The sequence below is a fragment of the Haematobacter sp. genome, assembly GCF_032102465.1.
In the GTDB taxonomy this organism is placed as follows: Bacteria; Pseudomonadota; Alphaproteobacteria; order Rhodobacterales; family Rhodobacteraceae; genus Haematobacter.
Map to the genome: position 1 here is coordinate 41,521 of NZ_DAMDHB010000024.1, position 17,125 is coordinate 58,645.

Sequence of the window (17,125 nt, forward strand, 5' to 3'; positions counted from 1 at the left end):
GGATGGCAAAGATGATCCTTTACGGCACCAACCCTATCGCCTGGGCCAATGACGACGACCGCTCCATCGGCGCTGACATTCCGACGGACCGCATTCTGCACGAAGCGGGCGAAGTCATCGGCTTCGACGGAATCGAGAATGGCCATCGCTGGCCCGAAGACCCCGAGGCGCTGAAGGCATTGCTGGCGCGCTATGGCCTTCGCTTCATCTCGGGCTGGTATTCCATGGCCCTGCTCACCCGCGGTGTGGATGAGGAAATCCGTGCCGCTCAGCCCCATCTCGCGAAGCTCAAGGTGAACGGCTGCAAGGTCTGCATCGTGTGCGAATGCTCCAACACCGTGCATGGCGATCCTCTGGCGCCCGTGAACGATCGGCCCCGACTGACAGCGGCGGAGATGACGGCCTTCGGCGCGCGAGTGGAGGAATTCGCCCGCTATCTGGCGGATGAGGGCGTGACGCTCGCCTATCATCACCACATGGGCACGGTTGTCGAAAGCCCCGAGGATATCGACGCCTTCATGGCCGCGACAGGGCCTGCGACACATCTGCTGTTCGACGCGGGCCATTGCGCCTTTGGAGGCGGTGACCCGGAGACGGTGCTGGCGCGCCATGTCGCGCGCGTGGCGCATGTCCATGCCAAGAATATCCGCCGCGGGGTGACGGAGCGCGTGCGGATGGAGAACCTCTCCTTCCTTCAGGGCGTTCTGGCGGGGGCCTTCACCGTGCCGGGCGACCCGGAGGGAGCGATCGACTTCCTGCCGCTGCTGCGGATACTCGCGACGGCAGGCTATCAGGGCTGGCTGGTCATTGAAGCGGAGCAGGATCCCGACCGCTACGATCCGCTCATCTACCAGACCCTCGGTCTCGACTCTCTGCGCGCCGCTACGCGGGAGGCGGGGCTGGACCGGGCCGTCGCTGCAGAGACGCGGCCATGAGCGCCCTTCTCCGCCGTCCCTTCGGTCATCATGGCGAGGTCCATTGCATCACACCCGAAAACGCCGGATGGCGTTACGTGGGCTTCACGCTCCACCGCCTGCGCCCCGGCGACCGTATTTCCGGTGCGACGGGAGACCGGGAGGCGATCTTCGTCATGGTGGAGGGCAAGGCCGCGTTCCGGGCCGCGGGGCAGGACTGGGGGGTGCTCGGCGATCGGATGGACGTTTTCGACCGCACACCGCCGCATTCTCTCTACCTGCCGAACGGATCGGACTGGGCGGCGGAGGCGGTGACGGGCTGCACGATCGCACTCTGCACGGCACCGGGCAAGGGTGGCCATCCGCCGCGGCGCATCGGGCCCGACGGGATCGAGCTTACCCCGCGCGGCGACGGAACCAACACCCGCTACATCAACAATATCGCCATGGAAGCGCAAGATTTCTGCGACAGCCTGCTGGTGACGGAGGTCTTTACCCCCGCGGGCCACTGGTCGTCCTACCCCTCCCACCGGCATGACGAAGACGACTTCCCGCGGATCACCTATCTGGAAGAAACCTACTACCATCGACTTCGCCCGGCGGAGGGCTGGGCGGTGCAGCGCGTCTATACAGATGACGGGGCCCTGAACGAAACCATGACAGTTCGGGATGGCGATGTCGTACTTGTGCCGCGCGGCCATCATCCCTGCGGCGCCCCCTTCGGTTTCGAACTCTACTATCTCAACGTCATGGCAGGGCCGCGGCGGAACTGGCGCTTCATCGTCGCGCCGGAAATGGAGAGCCTCACAAGATAAATCGCGCGTTCTCGCCCGTCAGACTCCCGCCGAAACCGCAATGGCACGCTGCAACGACAGCCGCCCCACCGTCCTGCCCGCCCCGTCGCACACAGCGAGGCACTGGACGCCGTGCCCCATCATCTCGCGAAGGGCATCGGTCAGGGTGGTTTCCACCGTCACGGTCGGGCCCGCAGTGTCAGGCCCTGCCGCTTCCATAACGGAGGCGACCCGCACCACCTTGCCACGGTCCACATGCTGCACGAAATTCGCGACGTAGTCGTCGGCAGGGTGCAGCACGATTTCCTGCCCCGTCCCCTGCTGGATGACCGCACCGTCCCTGAGCAGCGCAATGCGATCCCCGAGGCGCAGGGCTTCGTCAAGGTCATGCGTAATGAACACGATGGTCTTGCGGACCTCCTTCTGAAGATCGAGCAGCACCGTCTGCATGTCGTAGCGGATCAGCGGGTCCAGCGCGGAATAGGCCTCGTCCATCAGCAGGATCGGCGCATCATTGGCCAGCGCACGGGCCAGACCCACCCGTTGCTGCATCCCGCCCGACAACTGGGCGGGATATTTCCGTTCGAACCCGGCGAGACCCACCCTGTCGATCCAGCGGGCAGAGATGCGGTTCCGTTCGGCGGCGTCCATGCCCTGCACCTCCAGCCCATAACCCACATTGTCGAGCACGGTTCGATGCGGAAGCAGGCCGAACTTCTGGAATACCATCGCCGTCCGGTGGCGCCGGAAGTCGCGGAGAGCAGTGGGAGACATCCTCACCACATCCTCCCCCTCCACGAGTATCTCTCCGGCAGTCGGCTCGATAAGCCGGTTGATATGGCGGATCAGCGTGGATTTCCCCGAGCCGGACAGGCCCATCACCACCTGTATGCCGCCCGGGGCGATGGAAATGTTGATATCGCGCAGCCCGAGGACATGGCGATACCGCTCGTTGAGCTCCTGCTTCGACAGGCCGCGTTGAACCGCTTTTATGTAGTCGGCAGGGCGAGGGCCGAAGATCTTGAAGAGATGGCGGATTTCGATGCTGATGGGATCAGACACGACGACCGCCGCGATGCTTCTGAAGCCGGAAGCCCCAAGCCTGACTTATCCGGTCAAAGACGATGGCGATACCGACGATGGCCAGCCCGTTGAACAGGCCCAGCGTGAAATACTGGTTGGAAATCGCCTTCAGCACCGGCTGGCCCAGGCCCTGCACGCCGATCATCGACGCGATGACGACCATCGCCAGCGCCATCATGATCGTCTGGTTGATGCCCGCCATGATCGTCGGCAGCGCGAGTGGAAGCTCCGCCTTCACCAGCCGTTGCCAGCGGGAAGAACCGAAGGCATCCGCCGCCTCCAGCACCTCGCCATCCACCTCGCGGATACCAAGGTTCGTCAGCCGGATCATGGGCGGAATGGCATAGATCACCACCGCGATGAGGCCCGGCACCTTGCCGATGCCCAGCAGCATGACAACCGGGATCAGATACACGAAGGATGGCATGGTCTGCATCACGTCGAGCACGGGGTTAACGAAAGACTGAACCCGGTCGGAGCGCGACATGAAAATGCCGATGGGCAAGCCGATGACGATGGCAAGAAGTGTCGATGTCAGGATCATGGAGATCGTCTTCATCGTATCGTCCCACATCCCGAACGCCCCGATCAGCACGAGGGTCGCCACGCTGGCGATCACGATGCGCAGGCTGCGGCTGGCGAACCATGCAAGAGCGGCAATGGCCGCAAGGATGATGGGCCAGGGCGTGCTCGTCAACAGCGCCTCCGACCACACCAGAAACTGCCGGAGCGGCTCGAAAAAGCCTTCAATCGCATCGCCGTAGGAGCGTGTGAAGGTGCGAAAGCCCTCATCGATGACCTTCTTGAGATCACGGAGGGTCGAGTCATCGAGCTGTGGGAACCTGTCGAACCAGGCCATGGCGACCTCCTGATCGGATGGGCTATGACATGCGGGAGGCGGCGAAGCCGCAGGGGCGGCTCCGCCAGCGGATCAGAGTGCCGCCTTGATGCGCTCGGCCGCTTCGGGGCTGACCCACGCACTCCACATATCGGGATGTTCCTTCAGGAACTGCCGCGCGCCATCCTCTCCCGTCGCCTGATTGTCCGTCATCCAGGCCATGAGCTGGTTCACGGTATCGTTGGTCCAGCTGCGCTTCTTCAGATAGTCGATGACCGCGGGATCGGTCTCGTCCGCGAATTTCTTCGACACGAGCGTAAAGACATTGTCCCGGGGGAAGGCATTGGGCTTTGGATCGGCGCAATCGGCCGAAGAGGTGCAGCGCTTCCATTCCGCAGGGTCATTCGGAATGCCGAAATCCACGGCGACCATATCGTATTTGCCCAGCATCGACGTGGGCGACCAGTAGAAGCCGAGCCATGGCGCCTTCTGTTCATAGGCCTTGGCCATGGAGCCGTCGAGCCCTGCGGCGGAGCCTGTATCGACAAGGGTGAAGCCCTTGCTTTCGATATCGAAGGCCTTGGCGAGCTGTGTCGTCACCACCGTTCCACCCCAGCCCTGCGGGCCGTTGTAAACGGCACCTTTCGACTTATCCTCCGGTGCCGGGAAGAGTTCGGGATGGGCAAGGATCTCCTCGATCTTGTTGAGGTTGGGATGCTCGTCGAGCATGTAGCGCGGGATAAACCAGCCCTGCTGCCCACCATCGGAAAGCGAGCGGGACAGTTCGACGATCTTGCCATCCTTCAGGCCGCCCGCGACCACCTCGGGCATGAGATCGACCCAGGATTCCGGCACCACCTCGGGCTTGCCCTTCTCTACCAGAGAGGTGATGGCCGGCACCGTGTCGCTGGTGGTGATCTCTGCACTGCAGCCATAGCCCTTATTCAGAATGAACTGGTCGAGGCTCGCCAGCACCTCGGCGCTCTGCCAGTTCATGCTCGCGATGGTGAAGCTGCCGCAAGCTGCGCTGGCAGCCGTCGAAAACGCTGCCGCCGGAAGGGCAACCGCGATGAGACACGCTAGCTTTTTCATTTCCATTCCCTGTTGCGGCTTTTGTGATCTGCCCGCGAGCTGCCGCTTTTGCACGTCGGGCACCTTGAGATACGTTAGACGGCGCCTGCACCGGCCATAGTCCGTGCCCTTTCCGCAGCGGCTTCAAGCGCTGTTCGCAGCGCGGTGGAAAACCCTCCTCTTTCCGCCGCGTCCAATCCGGTCGCGGTAGTGCCTGCGTAGTCCTGATAGGCAGTGAGGAAACTCTGCGCCCGCTGCGGGTGCCCGGCCAGCAGGGCAGCACCATCGCAGACGGCAGCTTTCGCGGCGTGCCATGCGATGCCGTCCGGGATCCCGTGTCGCTTCATCACGTCAACCATCGCAACCATCATCAGGGAGGGATAGGCCGCGCCAGAGCCGGAAACGGCGGTCATCATGTCGATTTGTCGCTCCTTCGGCAGCTCATCAAAGGTGCCGATCGCGCCCAGAATACGGTGAACCGTAGTACGATCCGCCTTTGTCACATCGGCACCTGCCCAGAAGGGCGAGTAGGATTTGCCGGTTTCGGCCGCGGCATTCGGCATTGCGCGCACGACGCGCGCCCCGCTACGGGCAAGATCGCCGCTTCCCACGCCAGCCATCAGGGAAATGAGCAGCTTGCCTGGGGCTTGCAGCCGGAGCCCCGGCCATGTCTCGGGGCGAACCGCGACGATGACCACATCCACCCGCGCCACCAGTTCCGCAGGATCGCCGGCCCAGCCGATTGCGTATGGCTTGTATGGGCCGGGGTTGCCGCTGCGGTTCATCGCGACCAGCCCGGAGGGCTTGACGATCCCCGATGTCAAAAGCCGCGTCCCCAGCGCCGCGCCGATCCAGCCGGTCGCGCCGATCAAACCGATCCGCATGTCCGCCGATCGCGGGGCCGCTCCGCTCATCTTACCGCCAAGGAGGGAAGCGGACGGAGAACCCTAACCGCACAAAGGCCTAATTTCCGGTCTGCCGCGCCTTTCACAGCTTTTCACGCCTCTACAAAACCTCCCTCCAAAATGGCGGAAGCCGCGTCGGGCGGAGTACGGTTTACGACCATATATCTCTCATTTCCGCCATACTGCATATTTCGATGCTGTAGAGCGGCGTTAGCGGTCGCAGATTATCGTGATGGTCAGGGAGACAGCGCTTTGTAGGCTGCCGCAGCACCCGGATGAAGCGGCGCGATCTCTGCCCCCTCCTCCATCCGCGATGCTTCGACCGCGCCGAAAATCGGTGCCTCTATCCGCAGGGCGGGCAAGGCCGCAAGCGTCTGTTCGACCAGCGTCTTCACCAGATCATCAGGCTGCGCGGCCGAGGTGATGACCGTCGCGGTGACGGCGAGGGACGCGATATCTGCCACCGTGCCATAGTCCGAGGCGGGGATGGAAATGGCGCGGAAATCCGGATGCCGGGAGAGAATGCTCTCGCGCGTCGGCGCCGAAATCCCCACGATTTCAAGGTTGCAGCGTGAAATGGCACTGGCCAGACCCGCATTGGGATGACCCATCACGAGAATGGAGGCATCGATCCGCCCGGCGCAGAGTTCTTCATAGGCGCTCGCGATCGGGAGTTCGAGCACCATGGGAAAGTCGTTGCTGCTCAACCCGACTGCATCGAGCACGCTGAGAGCCGTCGCATGCCGACCGGAGGCCGGCGCGCCGATATCGATCCGATGGCCCCGCAGTGCCAGCAGACTGTCGATCCCACGGCCGCGCGCGGCAAGGAGGGTGAGCGTTTCGGGATAGAGCGCCATGACCGTCCGAAGCTCGGTCATCGGACCTTCTGCCTCGAAAAGACCCGCGCCCTGATAGGCATATCTCAACCAGTCCGACTGCACGATTGCAAAGTCCAGATCGCCGGACTTCAGCGCGGCGAGATTGTAGATCGTTCCTTGGGTCGCCTCCGCGCTGCATCGGATCGTGCCGTCGGAGTGACGGTTGACGGCACCGCAGATCGCCTTGGCCGCAGCATAGTAGTTCCCGGTCACCTCCCCCGTTCCGATCGAGAAGAATCGCAGATCCGGGGAAGCCTGGTCCGCTGCCATCGCCGGGGAGGCGATCACAGCCGACAGGGCGAAAAGGAGCCGAACGAACGAGATCATAGTGAGCGCCCTGTACCAGCATCTGCAAGGGAAGAATAATCGAGCGTTCCACATGCGACAATTTGCATTTTACCCTTCGCGCTTCTCCGTTCGCGCGATAGCTTCGCGGTGACATCTACGGTCACGTGCTCATGTTTGATTTTGTCTACGATATTCCCCAGCAGCAACTGGCGATCGGCTTCCTCGCCTTGGCGATCATCGGCATGTTGCTGGGGATGCTGGTATTCAAGCCGGTTATGCGTGTCCTGATCGGCTCCGGCCCGGATCTGAACGAATCCATCAATTACGCGACCTCGGGTTTCAGCCTGTTCTACGGCTTGCTGCTCGGCCTTCTCACCGTATCGGCCTATCAGAACAATGACCGCGTCCGCACTGCCATGCTGGATGAGGCGAACTCCATCTCCGCGCTCTATGCCGATGTGAACGTGTATCCCGAGCCGCTGCGATCCGACATGAAGGATATGCTGCGCGATTATGTGTTGTTCACCATCCACAAGGACTGGGCCGCACATCAGCGCGGCGACTTCCTCGACGGAGGCAACAACCGCTCCAATGCCATGCGCCAGCGTCTGGCGGAATTCGAGCCGCAGACACCGGGGCAGGAGATCGTGCATGCCGAGGTGCTCTCCGCGTTCCGCGATTTCGTCGCCGCCCGGCAGCAGCGCATCGCTGCCGTCTTCGTACGGATCCCGCAGGCGATGTGGTACGCCGTGTTCGGCGGCGCGGTCATCAGCGTTCTGCTGATCTGCCTGCTGCGTATGCGGCCGCTGCGGCAGTTCTTTCTGGGCGCCGTCACCTCGGTCTTTCTTGCCGTCATTCTGTTCGTGATGTCCACGCTGGACGCACCGCTGCGGGGGGCAGCCGGGCTGCGGCCGGAATCCCTCATCATGGTATGGGAGCGTTCGATGTCATGGGACGAGCCGCGTTACTGAAGGGGGACGGTTATGGCGGAATTCAGTGTCCGTGAGGTCGAAGGGATGCGCCAGATCCGCATCGATATCGCAGAGGAAACGGTGCGCGCCCGCCATGGCGCAATGTCCACCATGCAGGGCAACGTGGTCATGACGCCCCGTCTGCCCGGACCGCGCGACATCTTCCGATCCTTCTTTACCTCGGATGCCCGTATCCGGCCCTTTTACACGGGAACCGGCTCCGTTCTTCTTCAGCCGACGCTCGGCGGCTACCATCTTCTGGATGTGACACCGGGTGAGCGGTGGATACTGGAACCGGGGGCGTACTGGGCCTCCGAAGGATCGGTGCAGCTTGGCATGACGCGAGAACCCGCCTGGTCCAGCTTCTGGGCGGGCGATGGGTTTCTGTCATGGAAGACAACCGTTTCAGGCACAGGCAAGGTCGCCATCAACGCCCCCGGCCCGGTGGAGACCATCGATGTCGATGACAGCGACTTCCGGGTTCAGGGGCGGCTCGTCCTGGGCCGGACGGGCGGGCTGAAGTTTTCATCCCGCGCACCGGCGAGATGGCCCCGCAGCCTGATCTCCGGTCAGAGGCGGTTGCGCGCCTTCCATGGGACGGGCCGCGCGCTGGTCTGCTGGGTGCCCTACTGGAACGAGCGCCTTTACAGGACGATCGCCGAACAGGCCGCAATGGAAGGGGTCCAGTAACCCCCTCCGCCGCAGAAGAAAGATCAGAAGTCTATCCCGAGCGCCATCCCGCCGATCGCATAGATCGCGCAGGTGATGAGCAGGATACCGATCAGGTTCATCACCGCCCCGCCCCGCGCCATCTGGGCGATCGTGACCGCCCCAGAGCCGAAGACGATCGCGTTCGGGGGCGTGCCTACCGGCAGCATGAAGGCGCAAGTCGCCGCCAGCGCCGCGGGCACGATCAGCATCATCGCATTGACGTCAAGGCCCAGAGCCACACCTCCGAGGATCGGAATGAACGTCGCAGCCGTCGCGGTATTGGAGGTCACCTCCGTCAGGAAAAGGATGATACCGACGACCGAAGCGACGAGCAGGATTGCGGGCAGCGCCCCCAGACCGGACACCTGCGCGCCGAACCAGTCATCCAGCCCGGACGACCCCACGGCAGCGGCGAGACTCAGGCCACCCCCGAACAGCAGCAGAACGCCCCACGGCAGCCCGTCCTCCGCATCTTTCCAGTTCAGGACCATCTTCGTCTTGCCCTCCGCAGGCAGGATGAACATGGCAAGCCCCGCCGCAATGGCGATGACGGTGTCGTTGAAACCGCCCAGCCAGGGCAGAGCGGCAGCGACGAACGGAATGTTGCCGAGCAAGCCCGGAACGATCCACAGGAAGGCCGCACTCACGAACACGGCGAGCACCACCTTTTCCCCTTGGCTCATTGGCCCCAAAGCATCGATCTCCTTGTCGATCATGCTGCGGCCCCCGGGGATTTCCGGCAGCTCGAAGCGATAGATGACCCGGGTCATCACCCACCACGCCAGCAGGATGAACACTGCGGCGAGCGGCAGGCCGATCATCATCCACTGGAAGAAGCTGATCGGCGCGCCCAGCGTATCCGCCGCATACCCCGCCACGATGGCATTGGGCGGGCTTCCGAGCAGCGTGCCGAGCCCTCCGATGGAGGCCGACCATGCGATGCCGAGCATCAGGCAGACGCCGAAAGTCGCCACGTTGGGATCGCGGATCGCTTCCGTGATCGTCTGGCCGTTCCCGATGTCCTCGACCGATCCAGCGGACTTGCCCCCGCTGGTGAACAGCGCGAGGATCGACATGCCGATGGGCAGCATCATCAGCGCCGTCGCGGTGTTGGAAACCCACATCGACAGAAACGCTGTGGAGACCATCACGCCAAGGACAATGCGGCGCGGCTCCACCCCGATGCGCGCGATGGTGAGCAGCGCGATACGCCGGTGCAGGTTCCATTTCTCCATGGCGATCGCGATGAGAAATCCACCCAGAAAAAGGAAAACGATGGGATTTGCATAGGGCGAAGTCGCCTGCGACACGCTCTGCCCCGTAAGCGCTGGAAACAGCACGATGGGGATCAGCGACGTGGCGGCCAGCGGTATGGCCTCCGTCATCCACCAGATCGCCATGAGCGTTGCAATAGCCGCAACCGCACGACCATCCGCGCTCAATCCCTCCGAACCCCCGAGCAGAGCATAGACGACAAGCGCCGCAATCAGACCGAGCGCGCGCATGATCCAGACGTTATACTGCCGCCACCCGCGTTGCTCGTTGAACTGACCCTGATGACTGAGTTCCGGCTTTTCTCCAGCCATATGATCCTCCCGTAAAAAACCTGCCGCCGCGAGCGGCGTGGATCCCGACGGAAATAGTGCTCAGCAAGCACGGTCAATGTTGCAAAACGTCCCGATAAGCTCAGCAATATGTGGCGAATGGACGCAATACCGCCGCTTGCGACCATTCTGTCGCGACTAGTTTCACCGGTGGAAGCTACTGGCAGGAGGCAGCGACCTTTCGCGCAGGGCACGACCCTTTACAGCAGGAGTCCTCGCGGTCTGCACTCGACACATGGACGGACCCCGGGAGGGCCCGATTTCGGCGTGGCGCGGTGCGGCTGGCTCCAAGCATCGGGGCGCAACGGGAGATCGCAGAGGATCCGGGGATCAGGTAGTCGGTGCTGCTGTATTGACCCAGCGGAATCTGCTCAGGTTAAGCCGCAAATCTGAATGCCTGTGCTGGCGTGCGCATGGCAAGCGCCTGATGCCGTGGGCGGGTATTGTAGAAACTGATCCAGTCGCCGATTGCCCGTTTGCGCACGGATGCTGTCGAAGCGCTGACGATGGACCCTTTTCTCATTCAGCGTCCGGATCACGCGCTCAACCCTATCGTTCCGGCTCGCGGGCAAGGTGGCGCATGAACTCCTGCCGAAGGCCGTAGCTGCGGACCAGTATAGTGATAGTGGCGACCTGTAAAAACCAGGCCATTGTCCGACCGCAGCAGAAACTCGCGGTTGACGCGGCCAAGAGTGCCGAAGCGGCTGATCAGGGCGTGCTCCAACGCGCTGGCGGCGCTCGAAGCCTTGCCAGTGCGCGACAGATCCCAGCCCAACAGCTCGCGGGTGTGGCCATCGATGACCAGCGCCAGCTTGGCCCAGTCATCCCGACCCTGCCCAAATCCGACACATGTCGGTCGACCAACGTTTGTTCGGGGCACTCGCTACGGGCGGGATTGCCGCGATGGGACGCTTGCGTACCTGCCAGCCCTTGAGCTGAAAAACCCGCTGATCCGTGTTCTTATTGAAGTCGAGGAGCCAAGCCACGGTTCTGTAGCCTAAGGACGGTTCCTGCCCGATCATGGCCTTGAGGGGCTCGGCAAAGCGCTGATCGACCTTCGGAGCCGCCTTGGTTGGCCGGTAATACACCGTCCGGTGCGGGACCCTCAAATCAGACACAAAGCTTGGTCAGCGGAACTGCAATACCATATCAGGCTGCTGCAAAATGCTTTTTGTCTTGTGTTGGAGCGGAAATCGGTCGCAATCTGACGAAATCCAGCGGAAAATCTATATGCTTCCGGCGTTTCCGGACCGATTTTCCGATTTCCGGCACATAGGTATGACACTTCACGACTTTTTCAGCAGCCTGCTAAGCAAGAAGGTCCTGCTGGATGCTCCGGATCATTTCTCATCCTATCCATCCAGCAGGGACTGGTATTTTTCGGGCACGTAACTCCAGCACGCGGTCTTACGCTTCGCTGTCCGGCGCTTAATGCTATCGTCCATGTTCAAATTCATTGCAACGTTCTCATTTGCAGCATGAGCAGATTTTCAATGGGTCACTACAATGACGTGGTTCGCGGGGACATGATCGCGATGTCAGTGAGCCGAGCGAAGCCCCTGTCGATCCGCATGCCGTGTTGAAGAGTCTGTGGCGTGAGAATGCAGTCCTGAAGCCGGAGGGCCTGAGGTCCGCAGCGGCAAGCGTGCGGGTCTACCGAGCGACGCGTGTGCCTTTTACACACCCGTTCCGGCGCGGGTTCCCGTCAGGGCGAGCGGCTTGGGACGCCATTCAACAGGCTGCTGGAAAGTCGGGCATCTACCCGGGCTTGCGTTGAAAGCCAGAAAAGCGGTTCACTCACGAGCCAAAGCTTGCGGCTTTCGTGGCGCCCTTCAACGCTGTGAGGAAGATGTCCGCCCGCGCACAACCCTGGAATGCGCCTTCAGCAGCCTGTTAAGAATGCCGCTAGGGATAAAGTCCCGGAAATCCGCTTTTCGCATTGACGTGGTTGAAGATCGGTATAGCTGCTTGAGACAAAGTATCGCCAGCTGCAGGTACTATATTGAGACTATCACCATGGGGGGTGAGCACGCAAAGACGTGTCGTGGCTTCGTCCATATTACCTGCGATTTGATGAATTTCGTGATCGAGAAAAAGGAAACAGCATGTTTGCCTGGAAATTCATTCCCTTGGGTATCTGTCTGGCAGTATTAAGCGGTTGCGGTGCCGTGGACGAAATTGACAGGATAAACAAAGATTCGGACAGGTCACAATGCAACTCCTACGGATTTGTTCAGGGAACCAATGCATTTGCTGATTGCATGATGCGAATGGACCGGCAGAGGGAGCGGCAGCTCTCAGGTGACGATGATCGCTCCTACCGCCGCTCCGATCGGGATCGGGATCGCAGCAGAGGCGATGCCATCGACACTCGCCCGCAATTCGATTCCGATGGCAATCCGAACTTCGATACCCAAGGTAATTACATCGGGTGCCGCGGCATAGGATGCGTAGTTGATAATCCAGACTCTTGAGGAAAGAGGGACTTTCCGCCTTCAACGCGCATTTTCCACTCCCTATCGTTTATCTTCGGCGATACTTGGCAGGCCAGTGCCGCGCCGCGGTGAAACGCCTTTCCGGCGGAAGCACCCGGGATTTAATTCTCTCACCCAATGCCGGTGTCGGGAATCTGTCTCGCGAACGTGCGGCATTTGTGTCGGGACCGACCAAGCACGATCAGCGTGAAATCAGGCCGGCTCGCGATCTTCAACAGACACGTCACCTTCGGAACTCCTGCAGAAGCGGCACCCCGAAACGTCTCAAACAGAGAATGATAAGAAAGGCGGAAGGTTGCCGCGTGCCGACCCGGCAGACCGGGCGCCTTGCACACAGCTCCGCCTCTTACCGGCCGGGGCCCTATGTGCCAGACGGAGGGCGTGCGGTGGATTGCCTTGGGATGAGGGTCGGCGCGATGCGGCGGATCGGTGTGTGGGGGTGCGCTTCGGAATCCAGCAGCTCGAGCGCGGCGGCGGCGATCTGGTCGAAGGGCACGCGCAGGGTGGTCAGCGGCACCGGAAGGCGGCTGACGATCGGGATGTCGTTGTAACCAACAAGCGAGATATCCTTCGGCACCGAAAGCCCGGCGCGGACCAGCGCGGAAAGCGCCCCGATGGCGGTGTTGTCATTCACCGCGAAGATCGCGGTTGGCTTGGCAGGCAAGGCGAGGAGGCGCTCCGCCGCATCTGCGCCGGAATCGATACCGAAGGTTGAGGGCATGATCAGCGCGGGATTCTCTGCGATCCCGGCCTCTGCCAGCGCATCCCGATAGCCGTCGAGCCGCTTGCGGCTCGACGAGGCATAGTCGGGGCCGGCAATGATCGCGATCCGCTGATGGCCAAGGTCAATGAGATGTCGGGTCGCCAGATAGCCGCCCAGCCGGTCATCCCCGACCGCGGAAAGGCTCCTCCCGTCGGTGCGCAGCGCCAGCACATAGGGCACACCACGGAAGGCCAGCTCCTCGGGAAAGGCGTCGTCGGTGCGGGCGGTGGACAGGACCAACCCGTCCACTCCGCGTTGAAGCAGCGATTCCGCCGCCGCGCGGTCCGCCGTGGGGTCGTCGCCGCTGGTGGCCACGATTGCACTGCGGCCGGTGCGCGCGCAGGCGGCGGCCAGTTCCTCGTAGAGCATCGCCATGACGGTATCGGTCAGCCGGGGCACGATGACCCCGATGGTCAGGGTCTTGCCGCGCCGCAGGCTCGCGGCCGCCACATCGCGCATATAGCCCATACGAGCCGCGACATCGCGCACCTTCCGCGCAGTTTCGCTTTCAGACCGGGGAAGACGTTCATCGAGAATGCGCGAGACCGTGGATTTCGACACACCGGCCGCCTCGGCGACGTCGTTCAACGTCACGCGAATCACACGCGATACCGGAGTTCGTTCTTTCTGCGTCACCTGCTGTCCCTTCTGGCTATGCGCGAGGCCGACGATTGCACCAAAACCGCCGACAATGCAAAGATTTGCGGGAACGTTCCCAGAAAATCGCGGGATGAGCATCTAATGCAAGGCAGGCTTGACGTGAGAGAATGACTCCCGTATTTATGGGAACGTTCCCGGCAACGATACCAAGCGCTAGGTTCGGTTGGCCGGAATTCGCGAAATGCTCAGTCAGCAAGGAGAAATTCACATGGCAATCGACTGGAAGGGCCTAAATCCGGCCCCGGTGACGCTGTTCAAGGACAATGGCGATGTCGACTACGACGCCAACGCCAAGCTGGCGAAATGGCTGGCGGGCATCGACGGCGTGAAAACGCTTGTCATCCTCGGACACGCTGGCGAAGGCACTTTCCTGACCCATGACGAGCAACTGGAACTGATCCGCGTCTACAAGGATGCGACGCCCCTTCCGGTCGTGGCCGGCATCACGGGTGAGGGCACCAAGGTGGCCGAACTGGAGGCCAAGGAAAAGATCGCCGCCGGCGCCTCTGCCGCGCTCGTCTATCCGAACCATGGCTGGCTGCGCTTCGGCTACCAGAAGGGTGCGCCGCAGGACCGTTACAAGGCCATCGCGCAATCCGGTCTCGAATGCATCCTGTTCCAGTATCCGGCGGTGACCAAGGCCAACTACGACCTCGACACCCAGCTGGAAATCGCCGCCATTCCTGGCGTGACCGCCACCAAGAACGGCGTGCGCGACATGAAGCGCTGGTACAACGAAATCCCGGCGCTGAAGAAGGCGTTCCCGAACCTCGCCATCATGTCCTGCCATGACGAATGGCTGCTGCCGACGATGTTCGACGTGGATGGCCTGCTGGTGGGCTATGGCAACATGGCGCCGGAACTGCTGATTGAATACCTGAAGGCCGGCAAGGCCCAAGACTACAAGCTGGCCCGCAAATACCATGAGCAACTCCTTCCGATCACCCGCGCCGTCTATCACCGCGGCTCGCATATGGAGGGCTCCGTCGCACTCAAACATGCGCTGCGCGCCCGTGGTCTCATCGACAACGTCAACGTGCGCGAACCGCTGAAGGCGCTTGGCAACGGGGCGGACGAGGAAATCCGGGCGGCCGTCAAGGCCTCCGGCCTGACCTATGTGGGCGACCGAGTCCCGGCCTGAGCCTGAAGCAGCCGCCCGGCCTTTCCGGGCGGCCAGACCGGACCCGCGATGCCGCTGGCGGATCAACCCGCACGGCGTCGCAGTCCACGGTCCGACCCCGCTACGTCACAGCCCGGAGGAGATGCGGCTGAGGGCGAGTGCAGGACCAGGGCCCTGTCAACCCCGCTGGCAATATTGGCTGCGGGTGCTCATGATCGAATACCGGAGGAAACCCATGGTCACGCATCTGTCTGTCGAAGCGTTGGAGGGGGTGCCGGTCACGCCCCGCGCGCCTTCCCCGCCCCCCGCCGACCCCCAGGCCGACATTGCGGCGCGGATCGAACGCCTGCCGATCACCCGCCGGGTATTCTGGACCCGAAATATCATCGGCGCCGCCACCTTCTTCGATGGCTACACCGTGATCGCCATCGCCTATGCCATGCCCGTTCTGGTGCGCGAATGGGGGCTCAACCCGCAGCAGACCGGCATGATCCTGTCCATGGGTTACCTCGGCCAGCTGGTCGGCGCGGTGCTCTTTGGCTGGCTGGCGGAGCGGCTGGGGCGCCTCAAGGTTCTGCTATTCACTATCCTGCTCTTCGTCTTCATGGATGTTGCCTGTCTCTTTGCGGCCTCGGCCGGGATGATGATGCTTTTCCGCTTCGTCCAGGGCATCGGTACGGGGGGAGAGGTCCCGGTCGCCTCCGCCTATATCAACGAATACATCGGGTCCAAGGGCCGGGGGCGGTTCTTCCTGCTCTATGAGGTCATGTTCCTGCTGGGCCTCGTCGGCGCGGGGCTGATCGCGCGGGCTCTGGTACCGACCTACGGCTGGAAGGTCATGTTCCTTGTTGGTCTCGTGCCTGCGCTCGTCCTTCTTCCGCTGCGGTTCTTCATGCGGGAAAGCCCGCGCTGGCTGGCTTCCAAGGGCCGCTATGCCGAAGCCGACGCCATTGTGACCGAGCTGGAGAGCAGCGCCCGCAAGGCCGGTCAGCCGCTGCCCGAGCCGCATGTGGTTCCCGTAGCATCGAAAGCCGTCAAATCGGGCTGGGGTGAGCTCTTCGAGGGCATCTACCGCAAGCGCACGCTGACCATCTGGGGAATGTGGTTCTGCTCCTATCTCGTGGCGAATGGCATGATCACCTGGCTGCCGACGCTCTACCGCCAGACCTTCAACCTGCCGATCGAGACGGCGCTGCTCTACGGGCTGCTCACCTCCGTCGCCGGTGTCGTCGCCGCCATCGCCTGCGCCCTTATGATCGACAAGGTGGGGCGCAAGCGCTGGTATACCGCCGCCTTCCTGATCGCGCCGATCCCGCTCATTGCGTTGTCTATGCTGGGGGCGACCACGCTGATGCAGGTGCTGCTGCTGGCCGGGGCCGCCTATGCGGTGGTGCAGACGATCACCTTTTCGCTCTATCTCTACTCCGCCGAACTCTACCCGACCCGGCTCCGCGCCCTCGGCACGGGTTTGGGCAGCGCCTGGCTGCGGCTCGGCTCCTTCGCGGGTCCGCTGGTCGTGGGCTGGACGATGGCGCACTTCGGCATCCAGTATGTGTTCGCCATCTTCGCCGCGGTGTTGGTGGTCGGTGCGCTGATCACCGCGCTCTTCGGGATCGAGACCAAGGGCCGCGTGCTCGAAGAACTCTCGCCTTAACCCGCGGTTAAGCACTTTGGCTCAAAGGCCCGCCGCCATAGCCCGCAGCGGGCCTTTTGCATAACGTCTTGCAGCCGCCCTCCGGCCCTTCAAGGGCACCGGGGAAAGTCAGACGCTGCATGGCACGCATATGAGGCATTAGCGCTTTGTGCGGTAGCGTGAGTTGGCTGGATGTGTCTGCTGAGGGTCGGATGCAACGCTTACAGAGGGGGTGGGCCTGCTTTGCTTCCCAAGAACACTCCTGGTTCCTTAATTGGTGCTCTCCACATTTTCGCGCGAGTCCAACCGATCCACCGACGCAGCGAAGGACAAGTGATTTCATGGCTGGGTTGGTGGGTCGTGACGGGTTCGAACCGCCGACATTCTCGGTGTAAGC

14 protein-coding genes are annotated in these 17,125 nt (G+C 62.4%); 7 read left to right on the forward strand and 7 right to left on the reverse strand.

From position 1 onward, the window contains the following. The first annotated feature begins 2 nt into the window (after nt 1-2). Nucleotides 3-935, forward strand: coding sequence for a myo-inosose-2 dehydratase (iolE, locus tag RT513_RS14345; protein WP_313534122.1), 933 nt, complete (start codon nt 3-5; stop codon nt 933-935). Further along, complete coding sequence (gene iolB / locus RT513_RS14350; protein WP_290686844.1) at nt 932-1,729, forward strand: 5-deoxy-glucuronate isomerase; 798 nt, start codon at nt 932-934, stop codon at nt 1,727-1,729. The genes iolE and iolB overlap by 4 nt, the downstream gene beginning before the upstream one ends. 18 nt (nt 1,730-1,747) lie before the next feature. On the opposite strand, the gene RT513_RS14355 is transcribed toward iolB, so the two are convergent. The 5 genes from RT513_RS14355 to RT513_RS14375 form a co-directional block, all read right to left on the reverse strand. Next, on the reverse strand, nt 1,748-2,770 hold the full coding sequence (locus RT513_RS14355) for a glycine betaine/L-proline ABC transporter ATP-binding protein (protein WP_290686842.1): 1,023 nt from the start codon (nt 2,768-2,770) through the stop codon (nt 1,748-1,750). Continuing rightward, nucleotides 2,763-3,650, reverse strand: a complete 888-nt coding sequence (locus RT513_RS14360; protein ID WP_290686837.1) for a proline/glycine betaine ABC transporter permease — start codon at nt 3,648-3,650, stop codon at nt 2,763-2,765. Before RT513_RS14360 ends, RT513_RS14355 begins: the two co-directional genes overlap by 8 nt. A 72-nt stretch (nt 3,651-3,722) precedes the next feature. Beyond that, nucleotides 3,723-4,721 carry an ABC transporter substrate-binding protein gene (locus RT513_RS14365; protein WP_290686835.1) on the reverse strand — a complete coding sequence of 333 codons (999 nt, stop codon included), beginning with the start codon at nt 4,719-4,721 and terminating at the stop codon, nt 3,723-3,725. Between the two features lie 74 nt (nt 4,722-4,795). After that, nucleotides 4,796-5,614 (reverse strand): pyrroline-5-carboxylate reductase, encoded by an 819-nt coding sequence (locus RT513_RS14370; RefSeq protein WP_290686833.1) that lies wholly within the window; start codon nt 5,612-5,614, stop codon nt 4,796-4,798. 227 nt (nt 5,615-5,841) lie between these two features. Further along, nucleotides 5,842-6,810, reverse strand: coding sequence for a TAXI family TRAP transporter solute-binding subunit (locus RT513_RS14375; RefSeq protein WP_290686831.1), 969 nt, complete (start codon nt 6,808-6,810; stop codon nt 5,842-5,844). Nucleotides 6,811-6,941: 131 nt separating this feature from the next. Here RT513_RS14375 and RT513_RS14380 point away from each other — a divergent pair, with 131 nt between their 5' ends. Beyond that, entirely contained in the window at nt 6,942-7,742 is an 801-nt protein-coding gene (locus RT513_RS14380) for a DUF4239 domain-containing protein (RefSeq protein ID WP_088214588.1), read from the forward strand. 12 nt (nt 7,743-7,754) lie between these two features. Further along, nucleotides 7,755-8,432 (forward strand): AIM24 family protein, encoded by a 678-nt coding sequence (locus RT513_RS14385; protein WP_088214587.1) that lies wholly within the window; start codon nt 7,755-7,757, stop codon nt 8,430-8,432. Nucleotides 8,433-8,455: 23 nt separating this feature from the next. Here RT513_RS14385 and RT513_RS14390 read toward each other — a convergent pair whose 3' ends face one another. Continuing rightward, nucleotides 8,456-10,039, reverse strand: a complete 1,584-nt coding sequence (locus RT513_RS14390; protein WP_290686828.1) for an SLC13 family permease — start codon at nt 10,037-10,039, stop codon at nt 8,456-8,458. 2,123 nt (nt 10,040-12,162) lie between these two features. Between RT513_RS14390 and RT513_RS14395 the strand changes: the two genes are divergently transcribed. Next, nucleotides 12,163-12,531 (forward strand): hypothetical protein, encoded by a 369-nt coding sequence (locus RT513_RS14395; protein WP_290686826.1) that lies wholly within the window; start codon nt 12,163-12,165, stop codon nt 12,529-12,531. Between the two features lie 382 nt (nt 12,532-12,913). Here the strand turns inward: RT513_RS14395 and RT513_RS14400 are convergent, their stop codons facing one another. Beyond that, on the reverse strand, nt 12,914-13,909 hold the full coding sequence (locus RT513_RS14400; RefSeq protein ID WP_290686824.1) for a LacI family DNA-binding transcriptional regulator: 996 nt from the start codon (nt 13,907-13,909) through the stop codon (nt 12,914-12,916). Between the two features lie 274 nt (nt 13,910-14,183). Here RT513_RS14400 and RT513_RS14405 point away from each other — a divergent pair, with 274 nt between their 5' ends. Then, nucleotides 14,184-15,116: a dihydrodipicolinate synthase family protein gene (locus RT513_RS14405; RefSeq protein WP_290686822.1), complete on the forward strand. Its 933-nt coding sequence runs from the start codon at nt 14,184-14,186 to the stop codon at nt 15,114-15,116. A gap of 214 nt (nt 15,117-15,330) precedes the next feature. Then, the gene (locus RT513_RS14410) at nt 15,331-16,749 is read left to right on the forward strand and encodes an MFS transporter (protein WP_290686820.1); all 1,419 of its coding nucleotides are present in this window, start codon (nt 15,331-15,333) and stop codon (nt 16,747-16,749) included. The last annotated feature ends 376 nt before the right edge of the window (nt 16,750-17,125 follow it).

Coding starts and splice junctions, on each gene's coding strand:
- RT513_RS14395 (WP_290686826.1), top strand. CDS start 12,163: ATGTTTGCCTGGAAATTCATTCCCTTGGGTATCTGTCTGGCAGTATTA.
- RT513_RS14375 (WP_290686831.1), bottom strand. CDS start 6,810: ATGATCTCGTTCGTTCGGCTCCTTTTCGCCCTGTCGGCTGTGATCGCC.
- RT513_RS14410 (WP_290686820.1), top strand. CDS start 15,331: ATGGTCACGCATCTGTCTGTCGAAGCGTTGGAGGGGGTGCCGGTCACG.
- RT513_RS14370 (WP_290686833.1), bottom strand. CDS start 5,614: ATGAGCGGAGCGGCCCCGCGATCGGCGGACATGCGGATCGGTTTGATC.
- RT513_RS14390 (WP_290686828.1), bottom strand. CDS start 10,039: ATGGCTGGAGAAAAGCCGGAACTCAGTCATCAGGGTCAGTTCAACGAG.
- RT513_RS14380 (WP_088214588.1), top strand. CDS start 6,942: ATGTTTGATTTTGTCTACGATATTCCCCAGCAGCAACTGGCGATCGGC.
- RT513_RS14405 (WP_290686822.1), top strand. CDS start 14,184: ATGGCAATCGACTGGAAGGGCCTAAATCCGGCCCCGGTGACGCTGTTC.
- iolB (WP_290686844.1), top strand. CDS start 932: ATGAGCGCCCTTCTCCGCCGTCCCTTCGGTCATCATGGCGAGGTCCAT.
- iolE (WP_313534122.1), top strand. CDS start 3: ATGGCAAAGATGATCCTTTACGGCACCAACCCTATCGCCTGGGCCAAT.
- RT513_RS14360 (WP_290686837.1), bottom strand. CDS start 3,650: ATGGCCTGGTTCGACAGGTTCCCACAGCTCGATGACTCGACCCTCCGT.
- RT513_RS14385 (WP_088214587.1), top strand. CDS start 7,755: ATGGCGGAATTCAGTGTCCGTGAGGTCGAAGGGATGCGCCAGATCCGC.
- RT513_RS14365 (WP_290686835.1), bottom strand. CDS start 4,721: ATGAAAAAGCTAGCGTGTCTCATCGCGGTTGCCCTTCCGGCGGCAGCG.